Origin of the sequence: Paenibacillus sp. CECT 9249, assembly GCF_918697855.1 — a bacterium.
In the GTDB taxonomy this organism is placed as follows: domain Bacteria; phylum Bacillota; class Bacilli; order Paenibacillales; family Paenibacillaceae; genus MSJ-34.
In genome coordinates this window covers 81,668-107,011 of sequence record NZ_CAKKLI010000013.1, presented here as the reverse complement: position 1 = coordinate 107,011, position 25,344 = coordinate 81,668, and the positions used below count along the sequence as shown (strand labels likewise).

24 protein-coding genes are annotated in these 25,344 nt (G+C 53.3%); 7 read left to right on the top strand and 17 right to left on the bottom strand.

Annotated elements, in window-relative coordinates; genetic code table 11:
• Window positions 1-45: 45 nt before the first annotated feature.
• The gene (locus LQ229_RS12340) at window positions 46-342 is read right to left on the bottom strand and encodes a hypothetical protein (protein ID WP_216539337.1); all 297 of its coding nucleotides are present in this window, start codon (window positions 340-342) and stop codon (window positions 46-48) included.
• A 223-nt stretch (window positions 343-565) separates the two neighbouring features.
• Between LQ229_RS12340 and spoIIP the strand changes: the two genes are divergently transcribed.
• Complete coding sequence (gene spoIIP, locus LQ229_RS12335) at window positions 566-1,912, top strand: stage II sporulation protein P (protein WP_230191885.1); 1,347 nt, start codon at window positions 566-568, stop codon at window positions 1,910-1,912.
• Window positions 1,913-2,420: 508 nt separating this feature from the next.
• On the opposite strand, the gene LQ229_RS12330 is transcribed toward spoIIP, so the two are convergent.
• Window positions 2,421-4,220 carry a sugar-binding domain-containing protein gene (locus tag LQ229_RS12330; protein ID WP_216539335.1) on the bottom strand — a complete coding sequence of 600 codons (1,800 nt, stop codon included), beginning with the start codon at window positions 4,218-4,220 and terminating at the stop codon, window positions 2,421-2,423.
• A 34-nt stretch (window positions 4,221-4,254) separates the two neighbouring features.
• Complete coding sequence (locus tag LQ229_RS12325) at window positions 4,255-5,214, bottom strand: helix-turn-helix domain-containing protein (protein ID WP_216539334.1); 960 nt, start codon at window positions 5,212-5,214, stop codon at window positions 4,255-4,257.
• Window positions 5,215-5,573: 359 nt separating this feature from the next.
• Here LQ229_RS12325 and LQ229_RS12320 point away from each other — a divergent pair, with 359 nt between their 5' ends.
• Complete coding sequence (locus tag LQ229_RS12320) at window positions 5,574-6,782, top strand: MFS transporter (RefSeq protein ID WP_216539333.1); 1,209 nt, start codon at window positions 5,574-5,576, stop codon at window positions 6,780-6,782.
• 808 nt (window positions 6,783-7,590) lie between these two features.
• Here LQ229_RS12320 and LQ229_RS12315 read toward each other — a convergent pair.
• The gene (locus LQ229_RS12315; RefSeq protein ID WP_230191884.1) at window positions 7,591-8,475 is read right to left on the bottom strand and encodes a VOC family protein; all 885 of its coding nucleotides are present in this window, start codon (window positions 8,473-8,475) and stop codon (window positions 7,591-7,593) included.
• A gap of 144 nt (window positions 8,476-8,619) precedes the next feature.
• Between LQ229_RS12315 and LQ229_RS12310 the strand changes: the two genes are divergently transcribed.
• Window positions 8,620-8,952 carry a winged helix-turn-helix transcriptional regulator gene (locus LQ229_RS12310; RefSeq protein WP_216539331.1) on the top strand — a complete coding sequence of 111 codons (333 nt, stop codon included), beginning with the start codon at window positions 8,620-8,622 and terminating at the stop codon, window positions 8,950-8,952.
• A gap of 43 nt (window positions 8,953-8,995) precedes the next feature.
• On the opposite strand, the gene LQ229_RS12305 is transcribed toward LQ229_RS12310, so the two are convergent.
• The 3 genes from LQ229_RS12305 to LQ229_RS12295 are packed head-to-tail and all read right to left on the bottom strand — an operon-like array spanning window position 8,996 to window position 11,910.
• Entirely contained in the window at window positions 8,996-9,847 is an 852-nt protein-coding gene (locus tag LQ229_RS12305) for an ABC transporter ATP-binding protein (RefSeq protein WP_230191883.1), read from the bottom strand.
• A gap of 18 nt (window positions 9,848-9,865) precedes the next feature.
• Window positions 9,866-10,903 carry an iron ABC transporter permease gene (locus LQ229_RS12300; protein ID WP_230191882.1) on the bottom strand — a complete coding sequence of 346 codons (1,038 nt, stop codon included), beginning with the start codon at window positions 10,901-10,903 and terminating at the stop codon, window positions 9,866-9,868.
• The gene (locus LQ229_RS12295) at window positions 10,900-11,910 is read right to left on the bottom strand and encodes an iron ABC transporter permease (RefSeq protein WP_230191881.1); all 1,011 of its coding nucleotides are present in this window, start codon (window positions 11,908-11,910) and stop codon (window positions 10,900-10,902) included. Before LQ229_RS12295 ends, LQ229_RS12300 begins: the two co-directional genes overlap by 4 nt.
• Window positions 11,911-12,123: 213 nt before the next feature.
• Here LQ229_RS12295 and LQ229_RS12290 point away from each other — a divergent pair, with 213 nt between their 5' ends.
• Together LQ229_RS12290 and LQ229_RS12285 are read left to right on the top strand one after the other, a co-directional pair.
• Entirely contained in the window at window positions 12,124-13,119 is a 996-nt protein-coding gene (locus LQ229_RS12290; protein ID WP_230191880.1) for an iron-siderophore ABC transporter substrate-binding protein, read from the top strand.
• 80 nt (window positions 13,120-13,199) lie between these two features.
• On the top strand, window positions 13,200-14,243 hold the full coding sequence (locus tag LQ229_RS12285) for a hypothetical protein (protein WP_230191879.1): 1,044 nt from the start codon (window positions 13,200-13,202) through the stop codon (window positions 14,241-14,243).
• Here LQ229_RS12285 and LQ229_RS12280 read toward each other — a convergent pair.
• The 3 genes from LQ229_RS12280 to LQ229_RS12270 all read right to left on the bottom strand — a co-directional run bounded on the left by LQ229_RS12280 (window position 14,230) and on the right by LQ229_RS12270 (window position 16,122).
• Window positions 14,230-14,478 (bottom strand): multidrug efflux SMR transporter, encoded by a 249-nt coding sequence (locus LQ229_RS12280; protein ID WP_230191878.1) that lies wholly within the window; start codon window positions 14,476-14,478, stop codon window positions 14,230-14,232. The genes LQ229_RS12285 and LQ229_RS12280 overlap by 14 nt on opposite strands.
• Before the next feature lie 97 nt (window positions 14,479-14,575).
• Complete coding sequence (locus tag LQ229_RS12275) at window positions 14,576-15,373, bottom strand: MerR family transcriptional regulator (RefSeq protein ID WP_230191877.1); 798 nt, start codon at window positions 15,371-15,373, stop codon at window positions 14,576-14,578.
• A gap of 200 nt (window positions 15,374-15,573) precedes the next feature.
• On the bottom strand, window positions 15,574-16,122 hold the full coding sequence (locus tag LQ229_RS12270; protein ID WP_230191876.1) for an NAD(P)H-dependent oxidoreductase: 549 nt from the start codon (window positions 16,120-16,122) through the stop codon (window positions 15,574-15,576).
• Between the two features lie 182 nt (window positions 16,123-16,304).
• On the opposite strand from LQ229_RS12270, the gene LQ229_RS12265 reads away from it, so the two are divergent.
• The gene (locus tag LQ229_RS12265; RefSeq protein ID WP_230191875.1) at window positions 16,305-16,454 is read left to right on the top strand and encodes a hypothetical protein; all 150 of its coding nucleotides are present in this window, start codon (window positions 16,305-16,307) and stop codon (window positions 16,452-16,454) included.
• Window positions 16,455-16,764: 310 nt separating this feature from the next.
• Here the strand turns inward: LQ229_RS12265 and LQ229_RS12260 are convergent, their stop codons facing one another.
• Complete coding sequence (locus tag LQ229_RS12260; RefSeq protein ID WP_216539319.1) at window positions 16,765-17,637, bottom strand: AraC family transcriptional regulator; 873 nt, start codon at window positions 17,635-17,637, stop codon at window positions 16,765-16,767.
• 210 nt (window positions 17,638-17,847) lie between these two features.
• Between LQ229_RS12260 and LQ229_RS12255 the strand changes: the two genes are divergently transcribed.
• Window positions 17,848-19,131, top strand: coding sequence for a Gfo/Idh/MocA family oxidoreductase (locus LQ229_RS12255; protein WP_230191874.1), 1,284 nt, complete (start codon window positions 17,848-17,850; stop codon window positions 19,129-19,131).
• Between the two features lie 128 nt (window positions 19,132-19,259).
• Here LQ229_RS12255 and sdaAA read toward each other — a convergent pair whose 3' ends face one another.
• The 6 genes from sdaAA to LQ229_RS12225 form a co-directional block, all read right to left on the bottom strand.
• Entirely contained in the window at window positions 19,260-20,165 is a 906-nt protein-coding gene (gene sdaAA / locus LQ229_RS12250) for an L-serine ammonia-lyase, iron-sulfur-dependent, subunit alpha (RefSeq protein ID WP_230191873.1), read from the bottom strand.
• A 7-nt stretch (window positions 20,166-20,172) separates the two neighbouring features.
• Window positions 20,173-20,850: an L-serine ammonia-lyase, iron-sulfur-dependent subunit beta gene (gene sdaAB, locus LQ229_RS12245; protein ID WP_230191872.1), complete on the bottom strand. Its 678-nt coding sequence runs from the start codon at window positions 20,848-20,850 to the stop codon at window positions 20,173-20,175.
• Between the two features lie 36 nt (window positions 20,851-20,886).
• Window positions 20,887-21,966: a dihydrodipicolinate synthase family protein gene (locus LQ229_RS12240; RefSeq protein WP_230191871.1), complete on the bottom strand. Its 1,080-nt coding sequence runs from the start codon at window positions 21,964-21,966 to the stop codon at window positions 20,887-20,889.
• Window positions 21,966-22,886 (bottom strand): epimerase, encoded by a 921-nt coding sequence (locus LQ229_RS12235; protein WP_230191870.1) that lies wholly within the window; start codon window positions 22,884-22,886, stop codon window positions 21,966-21,968. The genes LQ229_RS12240 and LQ229_RS12235 overlap by 1 nt, the downstream gene beginning before the upstream one ends.
• Window positions 22,887-23,407: 521 nt before the next feature.
• On the bottom strand, window positions 23,408-23,992 hold the full coding sequence (locus tag LQ229_RS12230; protein ID WP_230191869.1) for a hypothetical protein: 585 nt from the start codon (window positions 23,990-23,992) through the stop codon (window positions 23,408-23,410).
• A 13-nt stretch (window positions 23,993-24,005) separates the two neighbouring features.
• The gene (locus tag LQ229_RS12225) at window positions 24,006-25,298 is read right to left on the bottom strand and encodes an amidohydrolase (protein ID WP_230191868.1); all 1,293 of its coding nucleotides are present in this window, start codon (window positions 25,296-25,298) and stop codon (window positions 24,006-24,008) included.
• Between the last annotated feature and the right edge of the window lie 46 nt (window positions 25,299-25,344).

Here is a 25,344-nt window from a genome sequence, read left to right as displayed (position 1 = left end):
AAGCCTGCGCCTATCGACCCTATTGAATCGATCATCGCAAGCTTCTTACGAGCGGCTGTCTTTCAGTTTTTGATAGGCATCTATAAACGAAGCCGGATGTTCCCTCACATAAAATGTCCGCACGCCGCGGTTCGTATGCAAATAGAGAAATCCGATCGCATCGGCGCCGCGATTGGTCCGATAAGAAATATCGTACACCGTAGAAAGGGTAATTTGCTCGTCTTTCACGGCGATTTGATGCGGATACAGATGCATGTCGAATGAAAATTCCGTGATCCGCTTCTTCCCGTCGCGGATCTCCCTGACGATTTCGACGCATCGTTGAATAGCGATTGCTTCCATCCACGGCTCCTCCTTTCGGCAGTCGAGGGTGTCGTGTTCAATTATAACAAGAGTGGAGCCCCGAATCCAAATGAAGCCGGATCCGGGCACGATTCGGACCGCTTTCGCACGAACAAGCCTCCGGTCATAGGTCTTACGTCACGTTTCGATTTGATAGGAGGGATTTCGCCAATCGATGTCGAAATGTATAGACGATATTATTGACATAGGGAGAGGGAGCAATTTGTTACGTTACAAACTACTAAGCGCAGCCGTTAGCTCTTTCCTGTTGATTGGCACGATGAATGTGGCATATGCCTCGAGCCCGGTATTGCAGGAAAAAGCCTTTATCATTCAACCCGATATCCAAGGAGAAGTCAAAGCCGCATATGCCAGAAGCACGGTAGACCGGCTGAATGTACGTACGAAGCCGAATTTAACCGCATCGATCGTCGAAAAGATCGGAAAGTCGAAGAAGTACGAAGTGCTTGACACGCAAGAGGAATGGGTGAAAATCAAATTGTCGGACGATAGTTCCGGCTGGGTATTCCACCAATACATAGAATATGAGAAGGCCAAACCGGCGAGTGCCGAAGTGAAACCGGCAGGCGCCGACTCTACCGAAACGCAGCCTGCGGCGGGCAATGACACGCCTCAGAATCAGGCAACGGTCGTAAATATTGTCGACGTGACCAATTTACGCAGCGGGCCGGGAACCGAGTACGACATTACCGGCAAAGCGCAGCCCGGCGAAACGTATCCGATCGTCGAGACGGAGGGGGATTGGTATCTTGTTACTCTCCCCGACCAAAGCACGGCTTATGTCGCAAGCTGGGTCGTACAAACCGACTTCCTGAGCCGAAACGGAATTGCGATTCCGCCCGCGATCACGGACGCGGAATTCGCGCCGGCATTGTATATCTATCATACTCATAATCAGGAATCATGGAAAAATATCGCACGCAACACAAAAGGAACTTCCGTCGACGACCCGGAAGTGAACATTACGTTGGTCGGAAAACACTTAAGCCAGCTTTTGCAGGAGAAAGGCATCCCGGCCTTAGCCGGAGAAGAGGATATTACGAAGCGGTTGAAAGAGGAAAACTTGAATTTCTCCCAATCGTACAAAGTATCCCGCAAAGCGGTCGAGAAAGCGATGCAGGAGCACCCTTCCCTTAGCTACTTCTTCGATATTCATCGCGACGCCAACGTTCCGCGCGAGAAAACGACGGCGACGATCGACGGCAAATCGTATGCGCGCATTCTGTTCGTCATCGGCACCGCCCATGCCGGCTACGAGGAGAATAAAGCGTTCGCCGAAGCGTTGAACGAACTGTTAAACGAAAAGTATCCGGGATTGTCGCGCGGCATTCTTACCAAAAGCGTTCATCAAGGGAACGGAGAATATAACCAGTCGCTTTCCCCCGGCAGTCTGCTGATGGAAATCGGGGGCACGAACAATACGCTGCAGGAAAGCTTGCATGCGGCGGAAGCGATCGCCGACGTATTCGCGGAATATTACGGCTCGAGAAACGCCTCTGCACCCGACAAGCAGTTGGCTGCAGTGAAGGCAACGAAGCGCAATGCATAAAGGGAAAACGGAGGAGCGGACCTTCTGGTTCGTCTCCTCCGTTTATTAGTTTCGTCTAGTTTCGTCGCGCATCCTATCCTTCCGCCCGATATTCCAGGATAACCTCTTGATGCAGGTTGTATAAATTACAACATTTAAGTATGTTAAGGGGCGGGGTGGCATTGCATGCTGCACGTTCTACAACATAGAAGCACACGAAGGGCATCATTCCCTACATTTGCCCCTCAAATGTTGTATTAATTACAACATTGGCGCCGTGTCCGTATGAAAAGGGTCCGAAATGTTGTATTTAGTACAACATACTCCCATAACCCTCTCTCTTCTCAACACTACCTGCTATTCCGCCAGTTCCGCATCCGTCCGCAAACGTTGCGCCGAACAGATACTATTTGCCGTCCTTCTCCTATGGAAACACGAACGGATCGCGCGCGTGAATTTGGTCCGCCGTTACGGTGCGCCCCGTCCGATATCCTAGTTTCATAATCGTTCTCAGGCTCCTTCCCCGCTATTACGCTTCGACGATTTCTTGATTCCACATGCCATGGATCTTTCGAATCTCGTTCAAATCGCATTTCGGCTTCCGGTCGTACGTCAACAAGCCGTTAATTTCCTGTTCCACGTCCGTCAACTGCGTATAGCAAAATCCGTGGATCGCGCGCGAAGCGTACACGGCCTCGATGACTCTGCGGTACTCTTGCACGAAATCTTGTTCGTTCGAGACGGAAGTGTATCCCCATCCCTCTTCGGAGCCGATCTTGAAGGCGATTCCCCCGAATTCCGTCAATAGAATCGGCTCGCCTTGATGTGCGAATCCGTTCGCGTAAATGCGTCGTTTCGCCGGCTGGGATTTCAGAAGGTCTTCCTTGGTAGAGAGCGATTGTTTGTAATACTCGTATTTCCCCGTCTCTCCCGGAGCCCCGTGATTGTAATTGTGAATCGCGCAAATATCGGATTTCGTCAACTCCCAACCGTCATTGGAAATGACAAGCCGCGTCGTATCCAAGGAATGGATTAAATGATACATCGCCAAACTGTGATGCTGCTGCTGGCCGGAGCTGCGCACCATCGGAATGCCCCAGCTCTCGTTCAGCGGAACCCAAGCGAGAATTGATGGATGGTTGAAGTCCCTCTCTACGATTTCGATCCACTCTCTGGTTAATCTTGCGGCCGCATCTTCGCTGTAAGAAGGGGATGACGCGCATTCGCCCCATACGATATACCCCAAGACGTCCGCCCAATAAAGGAAACGCGGATCCTCCACTTTCTGATGCTTTCTGCAGCCGTTGAAGCCCATTTGCTTCGCCAATTCGATATCTTTCTTCAAATCCTCGTCGCTCGGCGCCGTCAGAAGACCTTCCGGCCAATAGCCTTGATCGAGGACAAGCTTTTGATAATAAGGTTTATTATTCAGATAGACCATGCCGTTCTCAATATGAACTTTGCGCATGCCGAAGTAGGATTGAACGCGATCCAATTCCGTGTCGGCATCTTTCAATAGAAATGTGACGTCGAATAAATTCGGCGTTTCCGGCGACCACGTCCAGCCGTTATGATGGTACGGCGTCCGGAAAATATGACGATTGAATACATGAATCGTCCGTTTCGTATACGCGGATTGCAGCCGGACCAGATCCGAAGCGACAAGCTCGCCTTTGAAGGAAATCCTGATTTCGGCCTCTTTCCCTTTGTAATCGCCCGTCGTTTCCCACTCGATCGCAACTTCTCCCGTGTCGACGTTCGGGTAATACTTCACTTTCTCGATCCGCGTCGGCCGAACGGCTTCGAGCCATACGGTTTGCCAAATGCCAGTCGTACGCGTATACCAAATCGCCTCCGGCTTCTCGATCCAGAATTGTTTGCCGCGGGGAATCGTTTCCTCCGTGGACGGGTCTTCGACCCGAACGGTAACCTGTTCCCGTTCCCAAGTCAATTCATCGGTAATATCGAAATGGAACGGAACGTTGCCTCCTTCGTGCGTGCCGACAAATTGCCCGTTCACATATACCCATGCGCGATAATCGACGGCGCCGAAGTGCAATAGGACGCGTTTGCCTTTCCACGCTTCGTTCACCGTAAATTCGCGGCGGTACCAAACGACGTCATGGAACGAAGGATCGCCGATTCCGCTCAATTTCGTCTGATAAGCGTAAGGCACTTCGATCTTGCGGGTGAAGAAGGAATCGCCGGTATACCATTTCCGGCTTGCGCCCACATTGTTGTCGTCGAATTCGAACTGCCATGTGCCGTTGAGATTGGCCCAATCTTCCCTTACAAACTGAGGCCTGGGATATTCCATCCGATGTACCATGAATAACACGCTCCTATGATGTTATTAATTTGGATCATTCATGCTCGTAATAAATTCTCATTTGCAAATCGGTTTCATAATTTCCGAATTTTCGGCCGAACAAGTTGATTCCGCCTTCGTGCTGCGCGTCGGGCTTTACCCCGATCCGAACCGTAATAGTCGATTGCTCGTCCGCATGCAATGCGCTCACTCGCGTATCCGAAATTTTCCTTCCGTCGATAAACGATCCGTCCGCGTTAATGCGCCATGTTTTGAGAAGACCGTATTGCGTATTCTCGACGCCCCACCAGGACGGGGTCAGCAGACCGCGCTCTCCGCCGAAATCTCCGGGACTCGTCCAAGTACCCAGCTCCTTTCCATTCATCCATAATGTTATATCTGAAGGCCAGTCCGGATTATGGAGCGGCGCTTCCGAACAAACTTCCATCGTCAGTTCCAATTGGCGAATGATCGATCCGCGCGGAGCCCGATTCGGAAAACGGTACTCCAAGTAACCTTTGCGAAACCAGATCAGCTGTGCGTTCATGCGCTCCGGTTCAAAAAACGATCTCGGCTCGTCCATTTCCCCGATAATCGACGTCTCGCTCAACATGCCGCATGTCGGCAGGACGTCCGAATCGACGTAATGGCCGATCGGCAGAGCGACGGTGGCGCAATGATCGGAGGGCGGCGGATTGAAGTAAGAGAAGTCGGCAACGATTCTGCTGAAGACGGCTGCGCATACTTTCTGGGTCCCTCTCGTTCCGGGAATCATTTCCGTTTTGATGAGTCCCGCATCCTCCAGCTTTTTAATGTTAATGGCGGCTGTCGAGGCGGGAAGATTGAATTTCTCGGATATTTCCACCACGTTCATCGGCCTTTCGAGCAGGCTTTTGAACATTTCGATGCGCAGCTCTGTCGAGAGCGCTTTCGCAATATGAATAAAATCGTCGATATTGGTGGTCAATATTCGATTCAATTTCGAATGATCGGAAAAATCGATTTCAATGCTCACGTTAACCTTTCTCTCCTTTCTACGCTTCGAATTTTGTTGATTTTTTGTTGAGTACAAATCAACAACTTTTATTGTTGTAAATACAGTTTAATTATGTATATAACAATAATTATTGAAGTAAAATTTCTTTCATTATATGCAATAACAGTTTTTTTGGCAACATAAATTTTCTCTTATCCGAGATGGCTCTTTGACCGCTCTATCTTTCGCATCTACCTTATCAAATAGCGTCCTTTACGATTCCCCGGGAAATGAACTTTCGGCGGTCCTTATGGCTCTACGATTCGGAATGGAAAGAAAAAAACGGAAGATTGAGGTATAATAGGTGGGACAAATGTGTTCGGCTTGGAGTGAAGATCATGGAAACGTGGAAGAAAAACTTATGGATATTATGGTTCGGCTCATTTATCGTCTCGTCCAGCTTCTCGATGGTTATCCCGTTCTTGCCGCTGTTTCTGATCCAAATCGGCGTGAAAGACCATATTGAACTATGGTCCGGCATTTTGTTCAGCAGCGCTTTTCTGGCGGGGGCGGTATCGTCTCCTTTCTGGGGAGCCATTGGGGACAAATACGGGCGCAAGCCGATGATTATCCGGGCCGGCCTGGTACTGTGCGTCATTTATCTGCTGACCGCATTCGTGACCAATCCGTTTCAACTGCTCGCGCTGCGGCTGCTGCAAGGCCTGTTGTCCGGTTTCATTCCGGGGGCGATCGCGCTCGTAGGGACGAACACGCCGGAGAGAAGGGTAGGCTACGCTTTATCGATGATGTCGACGGCTACCGCAACCGGCAGCATTATGGGGCCGATGCTGGGCGGCGTGTTGTCGAAGATTTTCGATAACCGGGTCGCTTTTGGCAGCGCGGGCGTGCTCTGCTTTCTTGCGACGATGCTCATCATTTTTTGGGTTAAGGAGGAATCGTTCGTGCCGAGCAAAGACAGCGGCGCGATCAGCCACACGATTCGTTTGGCGGCGCAAAACAAACCGTTCATCGTCATCCTCGTCTTAACGCTGTGCACCCAATTCTCGGTGATGACGATCGAACCGGTGCTGCCGCTGTACATCGTCGAGCTCGGCATTCCGGCGAGAGACGCCTCGCTCGCCGCGGGCATCGTCTTCTCGCTGGTCGGGGTCGCCAGCATTATATTCGCTCCCCGCTGGGGGAAGCTGGCCGACCGGATCGGTTTCCATAAAATATTGCTCATCGGCTTGCTGGCGGGAGGCATCGGAACGCTGCTTCAAATTCCGTTTCACAACATTTGGTGGTTCTCCATCATCCGGTTCGCGTACGGCATTTTCTTCTGCGCGGTGTTCCCGGCGCTGAACGGCCTGGTCGTGCGGACGACGGAAAGCGAGTTCCGCGGACGAGCCTTCAGCTTGAACCAGACCGCCAACCAACTCGGCGGCATGCTTGGCCCGATCGTCGGCGGGGCCATCAGCGGCGTGTTCTCCATTCACGCCGTGTTCTGGGCGACCGGCCTGCTGCTGCTCGCCACGATGAGCTTGGCTTATTGGTCGCAGCGCCATACCAAACGACCCGCGCCGATGAAACGCGGCGCGGGTGCGTAATAGAAGCCAGCCCGAAGTCGTTCCGTATTTGACTTCGGGCTTTGCCTCGCAATACTGATCCTGTGAATGTGTATGAAACGTCATCACATTGAGCGGCGTCCAGATCGAGGCAGTCGATTTTGTGCGAACGATCATACCAAAATCGCGATTTGAGCTCTGATCCTGCACCGACGTTGCGTCGAAGAAGGCTGCGGATTGGAGTTCATGGAAATGGTCATGCGTGATGAGCCGGCAACTCGACGTGGCGAAGACGAATTCCTGCAAAAAAGTCAATTTCATCATTCTCCTCCGTTGATGTAACTGGCTTTATTGCGCATATAGAGGAGATCATTCCCTGTTTTCAAGGCGATCCGCGCGGACCTAGGCGCTAGCGAAACTGACAATCCTTATTGGGCTCAAAATGAAGACGACGTCATTCTAACGAATGTACAAATCGTTATTCATTGGAAATCGGCCGTTTTACCGCCTTTTTCCCCTCAATAGCGTGTTCTAGTTTCGTTACACCGGCAACAGGGTCATTTACAGGCGATTAGCGTGTTTAAGTTTCGTTGGCCCGCTCGACGAATCGTCAGCGGTGCAGCGGTATTCTCTGAAATTGACTCAAACTGCATGTCATTGTCCAATCAAACAGAAAATGAGTCTTTGACGGATGGAGCAAACGGATCAATCAGGCTGTTGAAAAAGTGCTTTTAAACAAAAACTATGAATAGAAAAGCGCGTCCGTACTCGGTTTAGGACATCCCTCTTTGCGGAAAACGGGGTTTATCGACAGCCTGACCAATGCAGTTACTGTCTTTTCAGCAAATTCTCATTTTTGCGATGCGATCAACTTGATCTCAATGCCTGTAGGATCCGTGACGAACCACGCTTGATCATGTTCCCGCACCGCTATTCCCGCGCGGCCGATCCGGTCGAGGAGCTTCTTCAATTCGGCTTCGTCCGGCATCACGATCGTATAATAACCGATCCCGGTTCCATTCGCCGGCGGCATCGGCGTTCCGGCCCCGGCCCAAACATTCAAGCCGATATGGTGATGATACCCGCCCGCGGACACGAACAGCGCCCCCATCTGCCGCATATAATTTCCGATCAACTCGAATCCTAGCACGTCGCAATAGAATCGGCCGGATTCCGCGATGTCGCTAACGTGAAAATGCATATGCCCGATCTTCGTATCGGGCGGCAACGCCGCCGTCTCGCTCGAACTGCCGGCCGCTTCCTGCAGCAGCCCTTCCCAGTCGATCGGATCGGTAGCCATCCGAATCTGCCCGTCCTTGTCCCGCGGCCAATCCTCCCGCGGACGATCGCGGTATATTTCGATCCCGTTGTAATCGGGATCCGAAATGTATAGCGCTTCGCTGACTAGATGATCCGCTTGGCCGATGTGGATTCCAAGATCGATCAGTCTGCGCAAAACAACGCCCAAAGCTTGGCGCGTAGGCACAAGAATGGCGAAATGGTACAGCCCGCTTGCGGTTCTCGGCTGCGTAATCGAAGCGTTCGGCACTTCTTCCAGAACGACCAAAACTTTATGCCCATCAGCGGTAAGATGAGCGCGATTGCCCTCTCGTTTCAAGATGCGCAAACCGACAACATGTTGATAAAAGGCAAGGGAACGTTCGAGATTGCTGACTTTAAGCTGGACTTCGCCCAGTTCTAGGCCGGGATGTATCGTAGAGGTTGCGGAGCTCAATTGATCTACCTCCTAATTTTTCAAGTTGTTTACTTTTTGTAAGTTAGTTTAAAATAATATATTAATACTGTCAAGTGTGTAAATTTTATTTTGTAACTAGATTAAGGCTAAGGTATACTTGGTTCGTAGCGAGGTGAAATTACAATGGAGCCGCAATCATTATGCCCTCTTGTGGAAAAAGGAATACAGATGTTGAGCAAACGTTGGACCGTATTGATTGTGCACCAATTGCTTGCCGGTCCGCAACGGTTTGGCGCCATTGAAGAGGCCATCCCGATTAGCGGAAGGCTGTTATCGGAAAGGTTGAAGGAATTGGAACAGGAAGGAATCGTAATGCGCGAGGTGTTTCCGGAGACGCCCGTCCGCATCCAATATTCCTTGACCGACAAAGGATATGCGCTGAAGCCGATGATCCGGGAGATCGAGAAATGGTCGCGCGAATGGATCGTCCCGGAGGATGCGGAGCGGCCGACATGAACAATGCCTGCCGGAAAAGCGGCGGGCATTGAGCAGCTTGCGGCTATGAGGAATGAATGGCCGTCTTGGCTTCGCTTCCCTTGCCATGCTGCGCCTTCCCCTCCGGCAGCGGGAAGCATTTGCTGTAAGGAATGCACATCGGAGTACCGTACAACGGATCGAGGATCATCCGGCACTCCATATCAAACACGGTGCGCACCAATTGTTCCGTCATGACCTCTTCCGGCCTTCCTTCGGCATGCACGGTTCGATTATGGACGGCAACGATGTGATGGGCGTAGCGGCAAGCGAGGTTCAGATCGTGCAGCACCATGACGATGGTGCGCTTCTCTGCCGAGTTCAGTTCGAACAGCAGATCGAGAATTTCCATCTGATGGGACATATCCAAGTACGTCGTCGGTTCGTCGAGCAGTATCGTCTCCGTCCCTTGCGCCAGCGTCATCGCGATCCAGGCGCGCTGCCGCTGGCCGCCCGACAGCGAATCGAGCGGATGATCCGCAAGCGCGGTAAGCTTGGTCGCCTCGAGCGCCTTCGCCACCATCCGTTCGTCCTCCTCCGACCATTGCTTCAACCAGCTTTGATGCGGATAGCGGCCCTGCTTGACAAGCTGCAATACGGTCAGCCCGTCGGGCGCATTCGGGCCTTGCGGCAAAATGGCGAGACGTTTCGCCACTTCTTTGGTCGACTGTTTGGCAATCGCTTTCCCGTCGAGCAAAATCACGCCTTCCTTCGGTTTCAATAGCCGCGCCAGCGAGCGCAGCAGCGTCGATTTCCCGCAGCCGTTGCTGCCGATCAGCACGGTAATCTCCCCGATAGGAATATGCAAATCGAGGCCTTCGATAATATTCTGTTCTCCGTAGGTTAAAGTTAACTGCCTAGTTTGCAAGGCGTGCATACGTTCTGCTCCTTTCGGTTATCGCTTGCGATTTCGATATAACAAATAAATGAAGAACGGGGCGCCGACCGCCGACGTAAAGACGCCGACCGGGACGTCAATCGGCGAAAAGGCGGTTCTTGCGATCAAGTCGGCAACGACGACGATCAACGCGCCGACGCAGGCAGACAAGGGCATCGCTCCGCCGAAGGACGGGCCTGTCATTTGCTTGGCGATATGCGGCGCGAGCAAAGCGACGAAGCTGATCTCGCCGCCGACGGCAACGGCCGCTCCGGTAAGCGCGGCGCAAATGACGAGCAAGGCAAACCGGTCGAATTGAATTCGCGTTCCGACGCCTGTCGCGATTTCATCCCCCAATTGCTGGACGTTTACGCGCCGCGTCATCAGCAATGCCAGCAATAGTAAGATGACGATCCACGGAGCAATTAATTGCACATCGTTCCAGTCCACCCCGTATATGCTGCCCGTCAACCATAGTGTTGCCTTATTTTGCAAAATAAACGGACTAAACATGATCAAGATCGTAATGACCGCGTTGGCCGCAATTTTCATGCCTACGCCGATCATGACCAGCCGCAGCGAAGACACTCCTTTTTTCCATGCCAGCGCGTAAATGACAAGCGTGATCAACGTCGCGCCTGCAAACGCGGCCGGAGGAAGCCATTTGATGCTGACGGTATCGAAGTAGAGCAAGAAGCCGACAGCCGTTACGGACGCCCCTCCTGTTATTCCAAGAATATCGGGCGAAGCGAGCGGATTTCTTACGATGCCTTGCATGATGGCGCCGGCCGCCGCAAGCGCAGCGCCGACCAAGATTGCGACGAGCACCCGCGGCAGCCGGAATTGCTTCACGACGATTTCGTTCTGTTCCGTCCCCATGCCTGCGAATACTTTCAAGACGTCGACCGGATGAATTTTCAATTCGCCGATGCCCAGGCTGACGACCGCGGCCGCAATGACCAGCAATGCGAACAGCAAGGTGAGCAGCAGAGTTCTTTTATGAATAAGCAACGAGAACGTACCTTTGCGGCCCCGCAGTGTAGCGTATGATTTCATTTCTGGTTGATCCCCTTTCGAACCACGTAGAAGAAGAACGGAACGCCAATGAGCGCGGTCATGGCGCCGATCGGCACTTCGGCCGGCATGGCGATAAACCGGGCCGCGATATCGGCCAACAATAGAATGGCGGAACCGAGCGCACCGCTATATATGAAGATCCACAACATCCGCTGCCCGGCCAAATAGCGGGCAAGATGCGGCGTGACTAAGCCGACAAAACCGATCGGTCCCGCAACCGCGACGGAACTGCCGCAGAGCAGGACGATCGCCGCGCCGGCGGCAATTTTTACCATAATCGTGCGCTGCCCCAATCCTTTGGCCACATCGTCGCCCATCAGCAAAATTTGGATCGGGCGCGCGAGGACGAAAGAGGCCGCCCAGCCGGCGATCATATAAGGAAGCACCGCTTGCAAGTATTCCAATTTGCGGCCGCCAACCGAACCCGACAGCCAGAACAGCACTTCGTCCAGCGCTTTCTCGTTCAGCACGAGCATGCCGTGACGCGCCGAACCGGCCAAGGCGGTAATCGCCGCTCCCGCCAAAATAAGCTTGACCGGCGTCATTCCGTCGCGGCCAAGCGAACCGAGCATGTAAACGATCAAGCCGCTGACCGCCGCTCCCAGGAAGGCGATCCAGGTGAACGAGGATAACGAGCTAATACCGACGAACGTCACGGCAAATACGACGAACATGGCGGCGCCGGCGTTCAGGCCGAACAATTCGGTATCGGCGACCGGGTTGCGCGTCAACGCTTGCAGAAGCGCTCCGGCGATGCCCAGGCTGGCTCCGACCGCCAGCGCGTTCAGTACGCGGGGAACTCTGACATCCGTAATGACGATATGTTCGTTGGAACCGTTGAAACGCGTAAACGCATCGATGACTGTGTTCCAATTCGTATCGATGACTCCGAAGACAAGACTGGCGTAGCTTAAATATAGCAGCAGAAGGAATAGGATTCCCAATCCGGTTAGTTTCAGTACGCGATTATGCAGTAAACCTTTCATTTCTTATGATCATCCCCAGCTCGAATTCGGTTCTATCTCAAATCCCTCTATCTATTATTATCAAATACCAGTGTAATGACAAAACGAATCGATTGTCAATGAATTTGAGAATCATTATCAATTTTACGCTTGACTTTTAAATTAAATGGTTGTAGCATAAGTCTAGTTTATTGAAAATCATTCTCATTCTCATTGCGAAGGGGTTAACAAGGCATGTCACTACGTACTTATCACACGAAAGCATTTATTGCCTTAATGCTGGCGCTTATCCTTATCATGACCGGCTGCGGCGGTCAGCAAGCGGAACAACCTGCGACGGGCAAGCCGGCGGAGCAAGCGTCCGATAACGGAAACCAAGAGGAAGCGTCATACACGGTCAAGCATGCGATGGGCGAAACCCCGATCCCAGGCACGCCGAAGCGCGTCGTCGTTCTTACGGCACAAGGGGTGGAAACGTTGGCTTCTTTGGGCGTCAAGCCTGTTGGAGCAGTCGGCTCCTGGACGGATCCGACATCCTTCTACCATATTGTAGAGAAACAAATGGAAGGCGTCACGATCGTCGGAACGGAATCGCAGCCGAATCTGGAAGCGATCGTCGGGCTGAAACCGGACTTGATTCTGGGGATGAAATTCCGTCACGAGAAAATATACCAGCAACTGTCGGCGATCGCTCCGACCGTATTCGTCGAAGAGCCGCGGGGCGACTGGAAAGATAATTTCATGCTATATGCCGAAGCGTTGAACAAAAAGGCCGAAGGGGAACAAATTCTCGCCGATTACGATAAACGCGTCGACCAGTTTAAAGCAAACGTCGGCGACAAATTGAATACGAAAGTGTCGGTCGTTCGTTTCATGCCGGGACGCGTCCGCATCATGTATAACGATACGTTCCTCGGCTCCATCTTGAAGGAACTGGGAGTCGCCAGACCGGAATCGCAAGATCAAGACAAATTCGCCGATGAAGTCACACGCGAACGAATCCCGGAAATGGATGGCGATATTCTGTTCTACTTCTCTTATGAGACGGGCGACGGCGAAGCGTCCAAGCTCGAGGAAGAATGGACCAAAGATCCGCTATGGCAAAACTTGAACGTGGTGAAAAACAACAAAGCGTTCAAAGTGGACGACGTAGTCTGGAACACATCCGGCGGCGTCCTCTGCGCCAATCAAGTGATCGACGAGTTGGAAAAATATTTGCTGGAAAACTAAGCGACAGAAATCCCCGTTATGATGCAACGGGGATTTTTTTAAATGATGAGGAATTTATTTCATTAAAAAGGGGGATTTCCATGAAAGCAAGTACCGCACGGGCTGCGGCATCCGATTGGGTCATGCGTTGCGCAAGCTTGGAAGAGGGATTTATGGGGGCGTATTTCAGCGGCTCGACGGTCGGCCTGTCCGATGACGCGGAGCTGCCGGCATCCTCCGACATTGATGTCGTTCTTGTCAGCTCATTAGAAGAACCGCCGCCCAAGCCCGGAAAGTTCGTCTATCGCGGCGCACTGATCGAGGGCACCTATATTTCCTGGAAACAGCTCTCTTCGGTCGAAGAAGTTCTTGCAAACTATCATCTGGCCGGCGGTTTCCGCGCGAACACCATCATTGCCGATCCTACCGGCGAACTGCACAAATTGCAAGCTGAGGTGTCGCGCCGCTTCGCCGAGCGGATGTGGGTGCGCCGCCGCTGCGAGAACGCCCGGCAAAGGGTCGAGCGCGGGCTCCGTGCCATCGATATATCCGCGCCATTGCATGATCGGGTGACGTCATGGCTGTTCCCGACCGGCGTCACAACGCATGTTCTGCTTGTAGCCGCGCTTCGCAACCCAACCGTGCGGCTCCGCTACCTCGCCGTACGCGATGTGCTGGCGGAATACGGCCGTGCCGGGTTGTACCCCGAGCTGCTCGAACTGCTCGGCTGCGCTCATCTGACTCCGGATCGAGTCGAACATCATCTCGACGGTCTCGCCCGGACCTTCGACGTCGCTGCCGCCGCGGCCAAGACGCCGCTTGTCTTCAGCACAGATATTACCGCCGCCGCGCGCCCGATTGCCATCGACGGAAGCCGGGAACTCATCCGCGCAGGCTTTCATCGCGAAGCGGTCTTCTGGATCGCGGCGACCTATGCGCGCTGCCACAACATATTGGCGGCCGACGCCTCGGCGGAACTGCAGCGCAAGCTCGCTCCCGACTTCGAGGCGATCGTCGCCGACCTCGGCATCGCATCTGCCGACGATTTCCTGCGCCGCGCCGAGGATGTCATTCGCTTCCTGCCCCGGTTATGGGAAGCCGCCGAGGGGATGATGCGCGAGAACCCGGACATTACAGGCCAATAGCATCACGGTTTCGTACGGTGAGCCTTAGCCCGATAATCGTACCTACGATGCCGGCGATGCAAACGATCCGCAACAGAGTAATGCGTTCTTGGAAAAACAGGATACCGACGGTCGCCGTTCCGCTCGTCCCGATCCCGGTCCAGACCGCGTATGCGACGCCGAGCGGAACGGATTCCAAAGCTTGCGCCAACAGCCACAGGCTTACGCAGAACCATGGATTATAACGGCGTTCCATGACTCTCCGGGGGGCTTCGGCGCGCGTAACCGCCGACTCGCGCTTCGCAGGCGCTGCACAACGACAAATAACGATAGATGAATGAGCAAGCTCCTTCTCATTCGGACTCCCGCCCTGCTCTGTCTTCCTGTTCGTCCTGAACGAAATACTCGATCATCTCCTCAATATAAGCGGCCAATTCGCGGTCATGGCCGTACACCGGCGACGTCTCGCCCGCTTCGGGGACGATCCGGCTCCAATATTTATCCAACAGGGCTGCATTTCCTTGAAAAAATTCAAGCGCCAAGTGATATAACTGTTCGGCAAGCCGCTGCGCTTCGGGGGAAACCGGGGACAAATGCATGTTCGAGCGAATAGCGCCAATCAATTCGACATATCGTTCCGCGCGCGGGTCGAAACTGCCCAGCACAGGCAACCCGGATAAAACTTCGATCTCTTCTTGCGTAAAATCCTCCCTGGAGAAGACGGGGCGTACCGCTCCGTTATCCAGTTCCCTCCCTTGCAAAGCTTGAATTAAGCCGTTGATCTCCCGGACTTCGATTTTGCCGCTCATCCGGATCGCGTGAATCGTCGTTTGAAGCAATAATTGTTTCCGGACCAGCTCGTTTTTCTCCCGCTCGATCCACTCCATTTGCTCTTCCAACGATTGAATCCAGCTTTCGTTTTCCTTATGCGCTTGCCCGGATTTGACGAACACCTCTTTCATTTGTTCCAATGTAAATCCGAGCGATTTCAGCAGCAATATTTTTTGCAATTTCATTAATGCGCCTTCATCGTAATAACGGTATAAATTATTCTTTATCTTCGTCGGGCTCAGCAAGCCGATCTCATTGTAATAATGCAGCGTCCGCCTGCTAATATTGGCGATTTTAGCCAATTCGCCGATGCTGTACATCGTTATCACCTCCCGCTCATTATAAAGTATAACGTATACGTGAAGGTCAACATCGAATATTTTCGAACGGCTCTGACCGTTCATCCGCCGCAAAGAAACCCGCCTGCGCTTCCCGCCTTCCGCAATACCCGCAAGCCGGGCCCCTCGCCCCACGCAAAAAAACCGGACCTGGAGTCCGGGACCGGTTGTCTTGGAAAAGGTTAGCGGCGAAGCGGCGCCAATGCGCCGGACCAGGCAATCACTTGATTCAACATATCATTGACATGTTTCTCGTGCAATTCCGCCGGCTTAAACGTAGTGTAGTTTTCAAAATCGTTAAACAAGGAAAGCGCCGGTTGCGTGCGAACGTCCGCAATTTGCAATTCCCCCAATATGCCGCGCAAATGTTCGGCCGCGCGTATCCCGCCCGTTGCGCCGTAGCTAATAATGCCCGCCGCCTTATTGTTCCATTCCGCGTATGCCAGGTCGATCGCATTTTTCAAAGCTCCGGTGATGCTGTGATTGTATTCGGGCGTAATGAAAACATACCCGTCCAATTCCGCGATTTTACTCTTCCATGCGTTCTCTTGCCCTTGATCGCTCGATTCCCCCAAGAACGGCAAGTTGAAGTCCGCGATATCGACGATTTCGTACTCCGCATCCCCGCGCCGGTCGGCGATTTCTTGCACCCATTTCCCGACCTGCGGGCTTACCCGCCCTGAACGGGTGCTTCCCAAAATAATTCCTATTTTCATTTGATTATTTGCCATCTTTCCTTATTCCCTCCACGATTTTAGATATTTTTTATATATTTATGTATGTTAAAGAGATGATACTGGCACCGGTTCATTTTGTCAATATTTTTATTGACATCTATTTTTTTAGACGATGATGGGAGCGGGCGCAGGACAATGCAAAGAGGAGTTGAACTGACGGGAGAATAAGGGCGAGCTTGTCGATGCCGGTGAAGCGTTTTTTTCAGCCTTTTGTGGAAATCCCCTTCGTTCAGAATACAGACAGCCCGATTGAATCGCTGCTTGAACTCCTGAACGATGATTTGCCCGGGAACCTGTCGGACTTGCCGCCGAGCCGCTGCACCTAACACGCTTTTATGGCGTTGTAATTATCGTTTATAGTTCTGTTTGCTATAATTCCGTATCCTGAAGCAAGGGGATTTCGACAGAAGGGGGAAAAAGAAGAAGAGGCCTGGATCGGCGGAAACAAGGAAAGGAAACCGAGATTTGACGCGTGGCGAATGCGAATTCCTGCAATGAGATCCGATTTCATCATACCGCTGGCGGCTGACGCCCCGTCGGGCCCAATATGGATTGTCAGTTTCGTTAGCGCCAAACAAGGAGCGTAGTTCCGCGCGGGTCTCCCTCGAAATGTAGATGTTGGATGCAACGTTACTGCTAATTTTCCGAAACATATTTTTTTCGGTATTGGACCGGGGTGTCGTTTTTGTATTTGCGAAAAAGCCTGCTGAAATAATTGGGGTTATCGATCCCCACGGCTTGGGCGATCTTCGTCATCGTCCAATCCGTCGTTCTGATCAGTTCCTCGGCTTTATTCATTTTGTGGAGTTGCACGTATTCGATAAACGTCCTGCCAACGGTCGCTTTGAACACCCGGCAAAAGTGGTAAGCGCTCATATTGGCGATTTCGGCCGCGCGCTTTACGGTCGCGTGATCCGTACTGTCATCTTCGATATAGGCGATCACCTCTTTTAACTTCTCCAGATTTTTTCGTTCCATTTCGCGCGTCTTCAACCTTTTCTGCGAAATCGGAGAAAACCGGGTCATCGCAATCATCAACAAAAAAAGATACGACTTGATGGCGAGCTCATATCCGCTATTCCTGAAGTCGAATTCGCCCACAATTTTGAAAACAATCTCCGCGACGGTGTTATACTGAGGATCCCCGGGGCTGAGCATAGACGGAATATTGATATCGTAAGTCAGCAGCGGCGCGAGCTCCGAGTTCGTCAAGTCCGATTTCACCAAGCGCCCGCGGTTAAATAGTATCGTATAGTAACTGGAATTCCTGTCAAAACTGATTCCTTCATGGATCTCGCCCTCGCGAATGAACAGGAGATCGCCCTCACAAGCGGTCACGGTTTGCCCGCCGATCAGAAAGTCCAGGCTCCCCCGCTTCATATAAATGATCTCGAATACGTCGTTATGATAATGGGACGGGAAGGTTTGTCCGGTTTGGTATAACATTTTGTACGAAAAAATATGTTGACTCGTGATCGGAAACTCTTGAAAGCTCTCCAATCGTTCCATGCTCCCACCTCGCTTCCCCAAGCTGCATTTCAGAAATTAATAGCAAAATTGTATCATAACGCGAAAGAACACTCAAAATCTAAACGTCCCAATCAAAATAAATTTAGCAATATTGTGCTATAAAATGAGCAAAGATGTATAGAGACGAAAGCAGGGGAGAGGTTTATAATCAAAGTCAAATTCAACGTCAAAAACCATAGAGGTGGCGTAATGAAAAAAGTTAAAGTTGCCGTAATAGGCGCCGGCCAACGCGGCGAAGTGTATGCGGGATATGCAATCGGGCATCCGTTGGAAATGGAGGTTGTCGCCGTTGCCGATCCCGACCGGCCGCGGCGGATGAAATTCCAGGAAGCGCACGGCATTGCCGACGATCTATGCTTCGACCATTGGGATTCCTTGCTCGATCGGCCCCAACTTGCCGACGCCGTATTCATCTGCACGCAAGATCAAATGCACTTCGATCCGACTATGAAGGCGTTAGCGGCGGGCTATCATGTGTTGCTGGAAAAACCGATGTCAACGACCCCTGACGAATGTGTGAAAATGGCGGGGCAAGGAAGAAAGTACGATCGGATTTTCTCCATATGCCATGTGCTCCGATATACGCCCTTTTTCGGAACCATTAAGCGACTGCTCGACGAAAGGAAGATCGGAGATCTCGTGTCCATACAACATAACGAGAATGTCGGTTATTGGCACCAGGCTCACAGCTTCGTAAGAGGAAATTGGCGCAAAAAGGCGGATTCCAGTCCGATGATCCTGGCTAAATCATGCCATGACCTCGATATTTTGTTGTGGCTGGCGGGCGGCGAATGCACGTATCTATCCTCATTCGGTTCCCTCAAGCATTTCACTGCCGAGAATGCTCCGGAAGGAGCGCCAAGCCGCTGCCTAGACGGTTGTCCTGCAGCCAAAAGCTGCGCCTATTACGCGCCGAAAATCTATCTGACGGATCGGGTCGACTGGCCGACTTCGACGATCACGAACGATGTAAGCTACCAAGGCAGGCTGAAAGCGCTGCAAGAAGGGCCGTACGGAAGATGCGTCTACCATTGCGACAATGATGTGGTGGATCATCAAGTCGTCAACATGGAATTTGCGGGAGGAATAACGGCCGCTTTCACGATGAGCGCTTTCACCAACGAATGCGGCAGAACGATCAAATTAATGGGAACCAAAGGCGAAATTCGCGGCGCGATGGAAAAAAACGAAATTGAGGTCACATACTTCGAAACGGGATTCACCGAGACGATTTCGTTACACGTTCAAGGAGGGCATGTCGGCCACGGCGGAGGCGATCATCGTCTGGTCGAAGACTTTCTCGCTCTTGTCCGCGGCGACGGCGCCGGGAAAGCGCTGACAACCGCCGCCACATCTCTGCAAAGCCATATGATGGCTTTCGCGGCAGAGGAATCGAGACTGACGAAACAAGTCATTTATATGCCTGAATACATGCAACAGTCTGCGGCAATATCCAATTCGCATATTGGCTAACGGAGAGACGATACCGATTTTCATTCGTTTCGTCATACCAATCGCGATTTGGCAATCGCGGCCAACAACGATGCGCCCGGCGGAATGCAATTAATTCTTAAGCAATTGTCGGCCGCGAGCAAGCAAGCTCATGTTGTGTCCCCTTCTTTATTACGCGGTCGCGTCCCGTACAACCGCTTCATCAATTGCCGGCCGGTCGGCGTCTGCGCCAGACCGCCTTGAGCCGTTTCCCGATGTTTCTCGGGCATGGCGCTGCCGACTTCAAGCATAACCCCGATCACTTCGTCCGAAGGAATGACGCTGCGTACCCCGGCCAGCGCCATGTCCGCGGCCGCCAAAGCGGTGACCGCTCCGAAGCCGTTGCGCACGACGCATGGAATCTCCACCAAACCGGCCACCGGATCGCAGATGAGGCCGAGCGAATTTTTGAGCGCCAGTCCGACGGCGTGCACCGCCTGCCGCGGCGTTCCCCCGCGCAGTTCCGTCAATGCGCCTGCCGCCATGCCGATCGCCGATCCTACTTCCGCCTGACAGCCTCCCTCGGCACCGGACACAAACGAATTGTTGGCGATCACGTATCCGATGGCTCCGGCGCTAAACAGGCCCGTAACCATCTTTTCGTCGTCCCAGCCGAACCGTTCCTGCGCGCTAACGAACACGCCGGGAATGATTCCGCAAGATCCGGCGGTCGGAGTCGCAATAATTCGTCCCATCGAAGCGTTCACTTCGGATACGGCGAGAGCGTAAGCCATGGACCTGCACGCCGCCTCGCCCAATGAAGGAGCTTCCAACTCCATATAGGTGCGTACGCGCTGCGCATCCAAACCGGTCAGACCGCTTCGGGACGTTGTATCCTCCTCCAGCCCTTTTCGCACCGCTTCCTTCATCACTTGATAATAAGCCGCCATTTGGGCGAACGCTTCGCTCTCGCTCTTGCCGCTTTCCCTCGCTTGCTCCCGAATCATCAGTTGGCCGATTGAGACCGATTCTTGATGACAAAGCTCAACGATATTTTCCAACGTTGAAAATCTCATGCCCACCTCACTCCTCCTTCGCCGCCAAATCGATCAGGCAAACGCGCCGCACATCCGGCAATCGAAGTATACGCTCCGTCCATAAACCGGAAATCGGTCCATCCATCTCAAGCACCGTCAAGGCATCGCCGCTTCGCGATTTCCGGTCGACTTCCATGTAACCGATATTCGCGCCGGCCTGCCTGAATACATCGGTCACCTCGGCGATCACGCCCGGGCGGTCGCCGTGAAAGATCAACAAAGTCGGATAACTCGCGGTAAACTTGACGTCGAAACGGTTGACGCCGATCACTTCGATATTGCCGCCTCCAATGGAACAGCCCGTAACCGTATCTTCCCGCTCTCCGCGACGCAAGCGGATTTGGGCGGTATTCGGGTGCGCGGGCCGAAGCGCGGACGCCGTAATGTTTACCGACATCCCCGCTTCCTCGGCCAGTTCGAGCGCGTCTTTGATTCCGGCGTCGTCCGCCTGCAAGTCAAGCAAACCGGCCACCAGTGCCAGATCCGTTCCATGTCCCCGATACGTCGATGCGAACGAACCGTAGAAAAGGATGTCGGCCCGCTCCGGCATTCCGCCCAGAATGCGCCTGGCCGCGCGGCCCAGCCGAACGGCGCCGGCGGTATGGGAACTCGACGGTCCGATCATGCTCGGCCCGATTATGGAGAACACATCTTTGAAACGCATACTCCCCCTCCATTTCCATTCCATCCGGAGCCGACGTTATTGGTCCGGCTCCGCTAACCAATCCCCGAGATGCCGGGCGACGAAATCGTCGTCGTTCAAATCCGGGTATTGCGCATAGACGCGGCTAATCTCCTCCGCCTGCCCCGGAGACATCGTTTCTTCCGGATTCAGGCACCACGTTCCTTCCAGCAGCCCTTGTCTATGCAGCACCTCGTGAATGCCCGGAATGCAGCCCGCGAATCGGTGTGCGGGATCGAAGAAAGCGGCGTTGCAATCCGTCACCTGAACGTTGCGGGTAAGCCACTCTTTGGATATTTCGTTCCGGCCCCGCACTTTTTTCATTTCTTCCAACAGCCGCACCGCCTTCTCGGTCCAGACCGCCCAGTGGCCAAGCAGGCCGCCCACGATGCTTTTTTCCACCGTCGTTCCGTCGACTTCGAACCGGTATGTCGTCAGCAGATCGATGATAATGTTATCGTCGTTGCCGGTGTACAGAGCAATTTCGTCCCGTCTGCCCGAATGGCACACGGCGCGGACGACATCGAGCGTTTGGTAGCGGTTGAAAGGCGCCATCTTGATCGCAACTACATTGGGAATGTCCGCGAATGCCCGCCAGAACTCGTAAGTGAAGATCCGGCCGCCGACAGAAGGCTGCAAATAAAATCCGATCACCGGCATCGTCTCCGCGATCCGTCTCGTCCGCTCGAGAATCTCCTCCTCGCTCCAGTCCGCCAAGCCTCCCATGCTGAGAAGTCCCGCGTCGTATCCGAGCTCCGCCGCGATTCGCGCTTCTCGCATCGCTTGTTCGGTCGGCCCACATAGGCCGGCCACCTTCAGGAAAGGGCGATCCGGCTTCGCCCGGTCCACTTCTTGCGCAGCCATGCGCAACACCGGCTCATACAAATTATGCTGCGGTTCGCGAATTTCGAACTGCGTCGAGTGAACGCCAACGGCAACCCCCCCGGCGCCCGAGGCGATGTAGTAACGAGTGAGCGCGCGTTGGCGTCTCTCATCCAGCTTGCGGTCCGCGTCCAGCGCGAGCGGATGGGCGGGAATGACGAGTCCGTCATGCAGCGCTTGCGATTGTTCGGACGTGAGCGTTTTCCGAAACGTCATTAAAATTTCCCCTCTCTTTCCTGAAAGTGAGTCGCTTTATTCCAGGTCGTTCCCCCGGCCCTGATCCATTCCGCCAACCACTCGATCATTTGCAGCAGCGATACCCGCGGGTATCCGAACCACTGATGCGATTTGGAAGCATTGTTCAGCAGCGCCGTTTCCGATGCCGTCCCCTCAAACCGCGGTTCCTTGCCGAGCCGTTTGGCGAATTCGCCGGCGGCCCAGCGTACAGACATCGATTCCGGTCCCGTAATATTGACGATTTGCGGCGGATTCGCACATTTCGTCAAACAGCGCAACGCCATTTCATTGGCGTCTCCCTGCCAGATCACATTGGCATAGCCCATCGTCAGATCGATCGTCCGCTCTTCGTTAACCGCCTTGGCAATCTCCAGCAGCACGCCGTAGCGCATATCGATGGCGTAATTCAAGCGATAGAACATCATCGGGGTTCCCTTCTTATGAGCATAATATTCGAAAATCCGCTCGCGTCCCAGGCAAGATTGCGCATATTCCCCGATCGGCCCCGGAGGAATCCTGCCGGGAAGATAAGCGTTCATCGCCCATGTAAAATGCTCTCTGCCCGTCGTCCCGAACTTATTGCCGACCATATAAATCACATTGCGCGCCTCTGGAAGCGCCTTCAATTCTTCGTCGTTGAGCAGATCGCAGGAAATCGTTTCGACCCCCGCCGCTTCAAGCTCTTTGCGCACGTTTTCGTCGGAGAAGCGCGATACGCCGATGATCCGTTTCGGCCGGCCGCTTTTACGAATCGCGTTCGCAGCCAGTCTCGCCATACTCGGTCCCATTTTACCGCCAACCCCAAGCAGGACAAGATCGCCGTCCATCGCGCCGATGTCGTCGATTAACGCTTGCGAAGGAGCCGCCAATTTTTGTTCCAGTTCCTCAACCGTTTTCATCTCGTTTTTCCCCTTTCCATAGCATCTTGATTCCATCATAGCCTCCTGAAACATATAAAGACAAGTCATTTAATCATCTTTAAATAACGCCTCCGGACGGGGTTATCCGTGTCGAAACATCAAAAAAAGCCCCTCTCACCGGCGAGTGCGGTAATGAAGAGCTATATGTCAAATGACAACTAGCGTTGCAAAGACCTTTTTGTTTGAAAAAGAGAATGCAACGTTAATGCAAATAAGACCGTTTACACAGATCATGGATCCTCTGTCCGCGTTGCGAATGGTTTATGCGCAAAACTGCGTCTTCGTCTGACTTGGCGGACACAGCTTCCGTTAAATTGGATAAATGAGCGTTTTTTCGGCGTTTGAAGGACACGCGTTCCTTTATTTGACTCGGAACAGGCCCCAAATAAGACGATTTGTCACAGATAACGAATTCTCTGTCCTTCAACTTGCCCAAAAGGGGCATTTTCGCCAAATAAGGGATCCTCTGTCCGCGTTGCGGCATAAACGTTGCAAAGTCTTTAATAAGGGGATGGTTCATCGCCTTTGGACTGCTTGGGTGGCCGGCCCTTCGCCACTTTTTCCATGCCCGCGATTTCGGCCAAGCCGTTATCCATCCATAGCAGAATGAGACGATGCGCGCTTCGGTCCCTAATTTGCAATACCGACGCCAACTCGTGAACGTTGTACTCCGTCTTGCCGCAACGCGCCATATGATTCAGAAGCTTGCTGAGATAGGAGCTTGTCATTCCGGCGTCTTCCGCTTTTTTGATCAATTCGGCGCGGGTTGGCGAGAGCACGGTTTGCATCGAGTCGGCCATTTCTAGCGGCCCGGTCAGCGTTTGATCTTCGCGGACGATAAAACAAACGTTGCCGCCCGCCTCCTTCGATTTGCGCAACGCTTTGCGGGCGTTCGTTCCCGCTTCATTGCCCGACGCGCCGAATCCGATCCCCAGGCTCAAAATGGTTCCGTACGTTTTTTTGGCGTCTTTGGCCAGAGGAATCGTTTTGTTAGCCGCCCGTTTCCCGTTCGAATAGGCCCCGGGTCGTAAAAAAAGATATTCGTCTCCGCCGAGAGGGGTGATATATCCGTCCAGCGATTCCACATATTCGAGGCGTTCATACTCCCGCCACGATTCGTTTGGCGCGGACGGCAGCTTGCCGAAGCAATTCCTCTTCGTCCATCGTCAGCAATTGCCGGCGTCTCATCAGGATCTTGCCATTGACAATCGTCGTATCCACGTCGGCCCCGCCCGCGCTGTAGGCAAGGAGAGATTCGACATGATGAACCGGCTGCAAATGCGGTTTATTCATGTCGACGAGAATCAGATCGGCGCGCTTGCCTGCTTCGAGCGTCCCTACTTCGCGATCGATGTTGAGCAAGGCTGCGCTCTCCCTCGTTGCCATGCGCAGCGCCTGAGCGGCAGGCAGCTTGGTCGGATCGCCGTAGTCAAGCTTCTGCAGCCAGGCTGCCGCCTTGATCTCTTCGAACATGTCGACCGTGGCGGCGCTGCCGGCGCCGTCGGTTCCAAGGCCGACCGTTATGCCTTGTTGCATCATCTCGACGACCGGAGCAATGCCGCAGCCCAGCTTCAAATTGCTGACGGGATTATGCGCCACCCCTCCGCGCATGCCCCGGAGCAGCCCGATGTCGCGCCGGGTGAGATGCACGCCGTGCGCCAGCAGCACATGCGTCCTGTCAAAGAGACCGGCATTATACAAATATTGCGCGGGCGTCTCGTCATATTTGTCACGGATGGAAACGACCTCTTCCTGCGTCTCGGCCAAATGGATATGAATCGGCAGATTCATCTCTTCGGCCAGCTTGACGACGCGTTTGAGCGGTTCCGGCGGGCAAGTGTACGGCGCGTGCGGGGCGAGCATCGTCGTAATTCTTCCCTTCGCCTTGCCATGCCATCGTTCGACCAGCCCGAGCGCTTCCTGCAATCGCTGCCCTCCGTCGTCCTGCAGGAAGACGAGCCCCCGCGACAACGATGCCCGCATACCGGCTTCTTCTACCGCGGCAGCGATCTCGTCCATATGGATGTACATATCGGCAAATGCGGTCGTGCCCGACTTGATCATTTCCGCCATCGACAGTTTGCAGCCCCAATAAATATCTTCCGGCGTCATGTTCGCCTCGGCGGGGAGCATCTTCCGCTCGAGCCAATCCATTAATTTCAAATCGTCGGAGAAGCCGCGCAGCAAGCTCATCGGCGTATGTTGATGCGCATTGATCAGGCCAGGCATCGCAACCATGCCTTGACCTTCGATCGTTTCGTCCGCCTCGGCGGCGAGGCCGGGCCCGATCTGCCGAATCGTATCCCCCGCGATGAGTATATCCCCGCGAAACGGAGCTTCATCCTCCTTCATCGTCAGGATTATGACATCTTTGATCATTAGCGTATTCATCTTCCGTAGTCCTCCTCAACCCGTTGCATGTGATAAGTCGAGAATA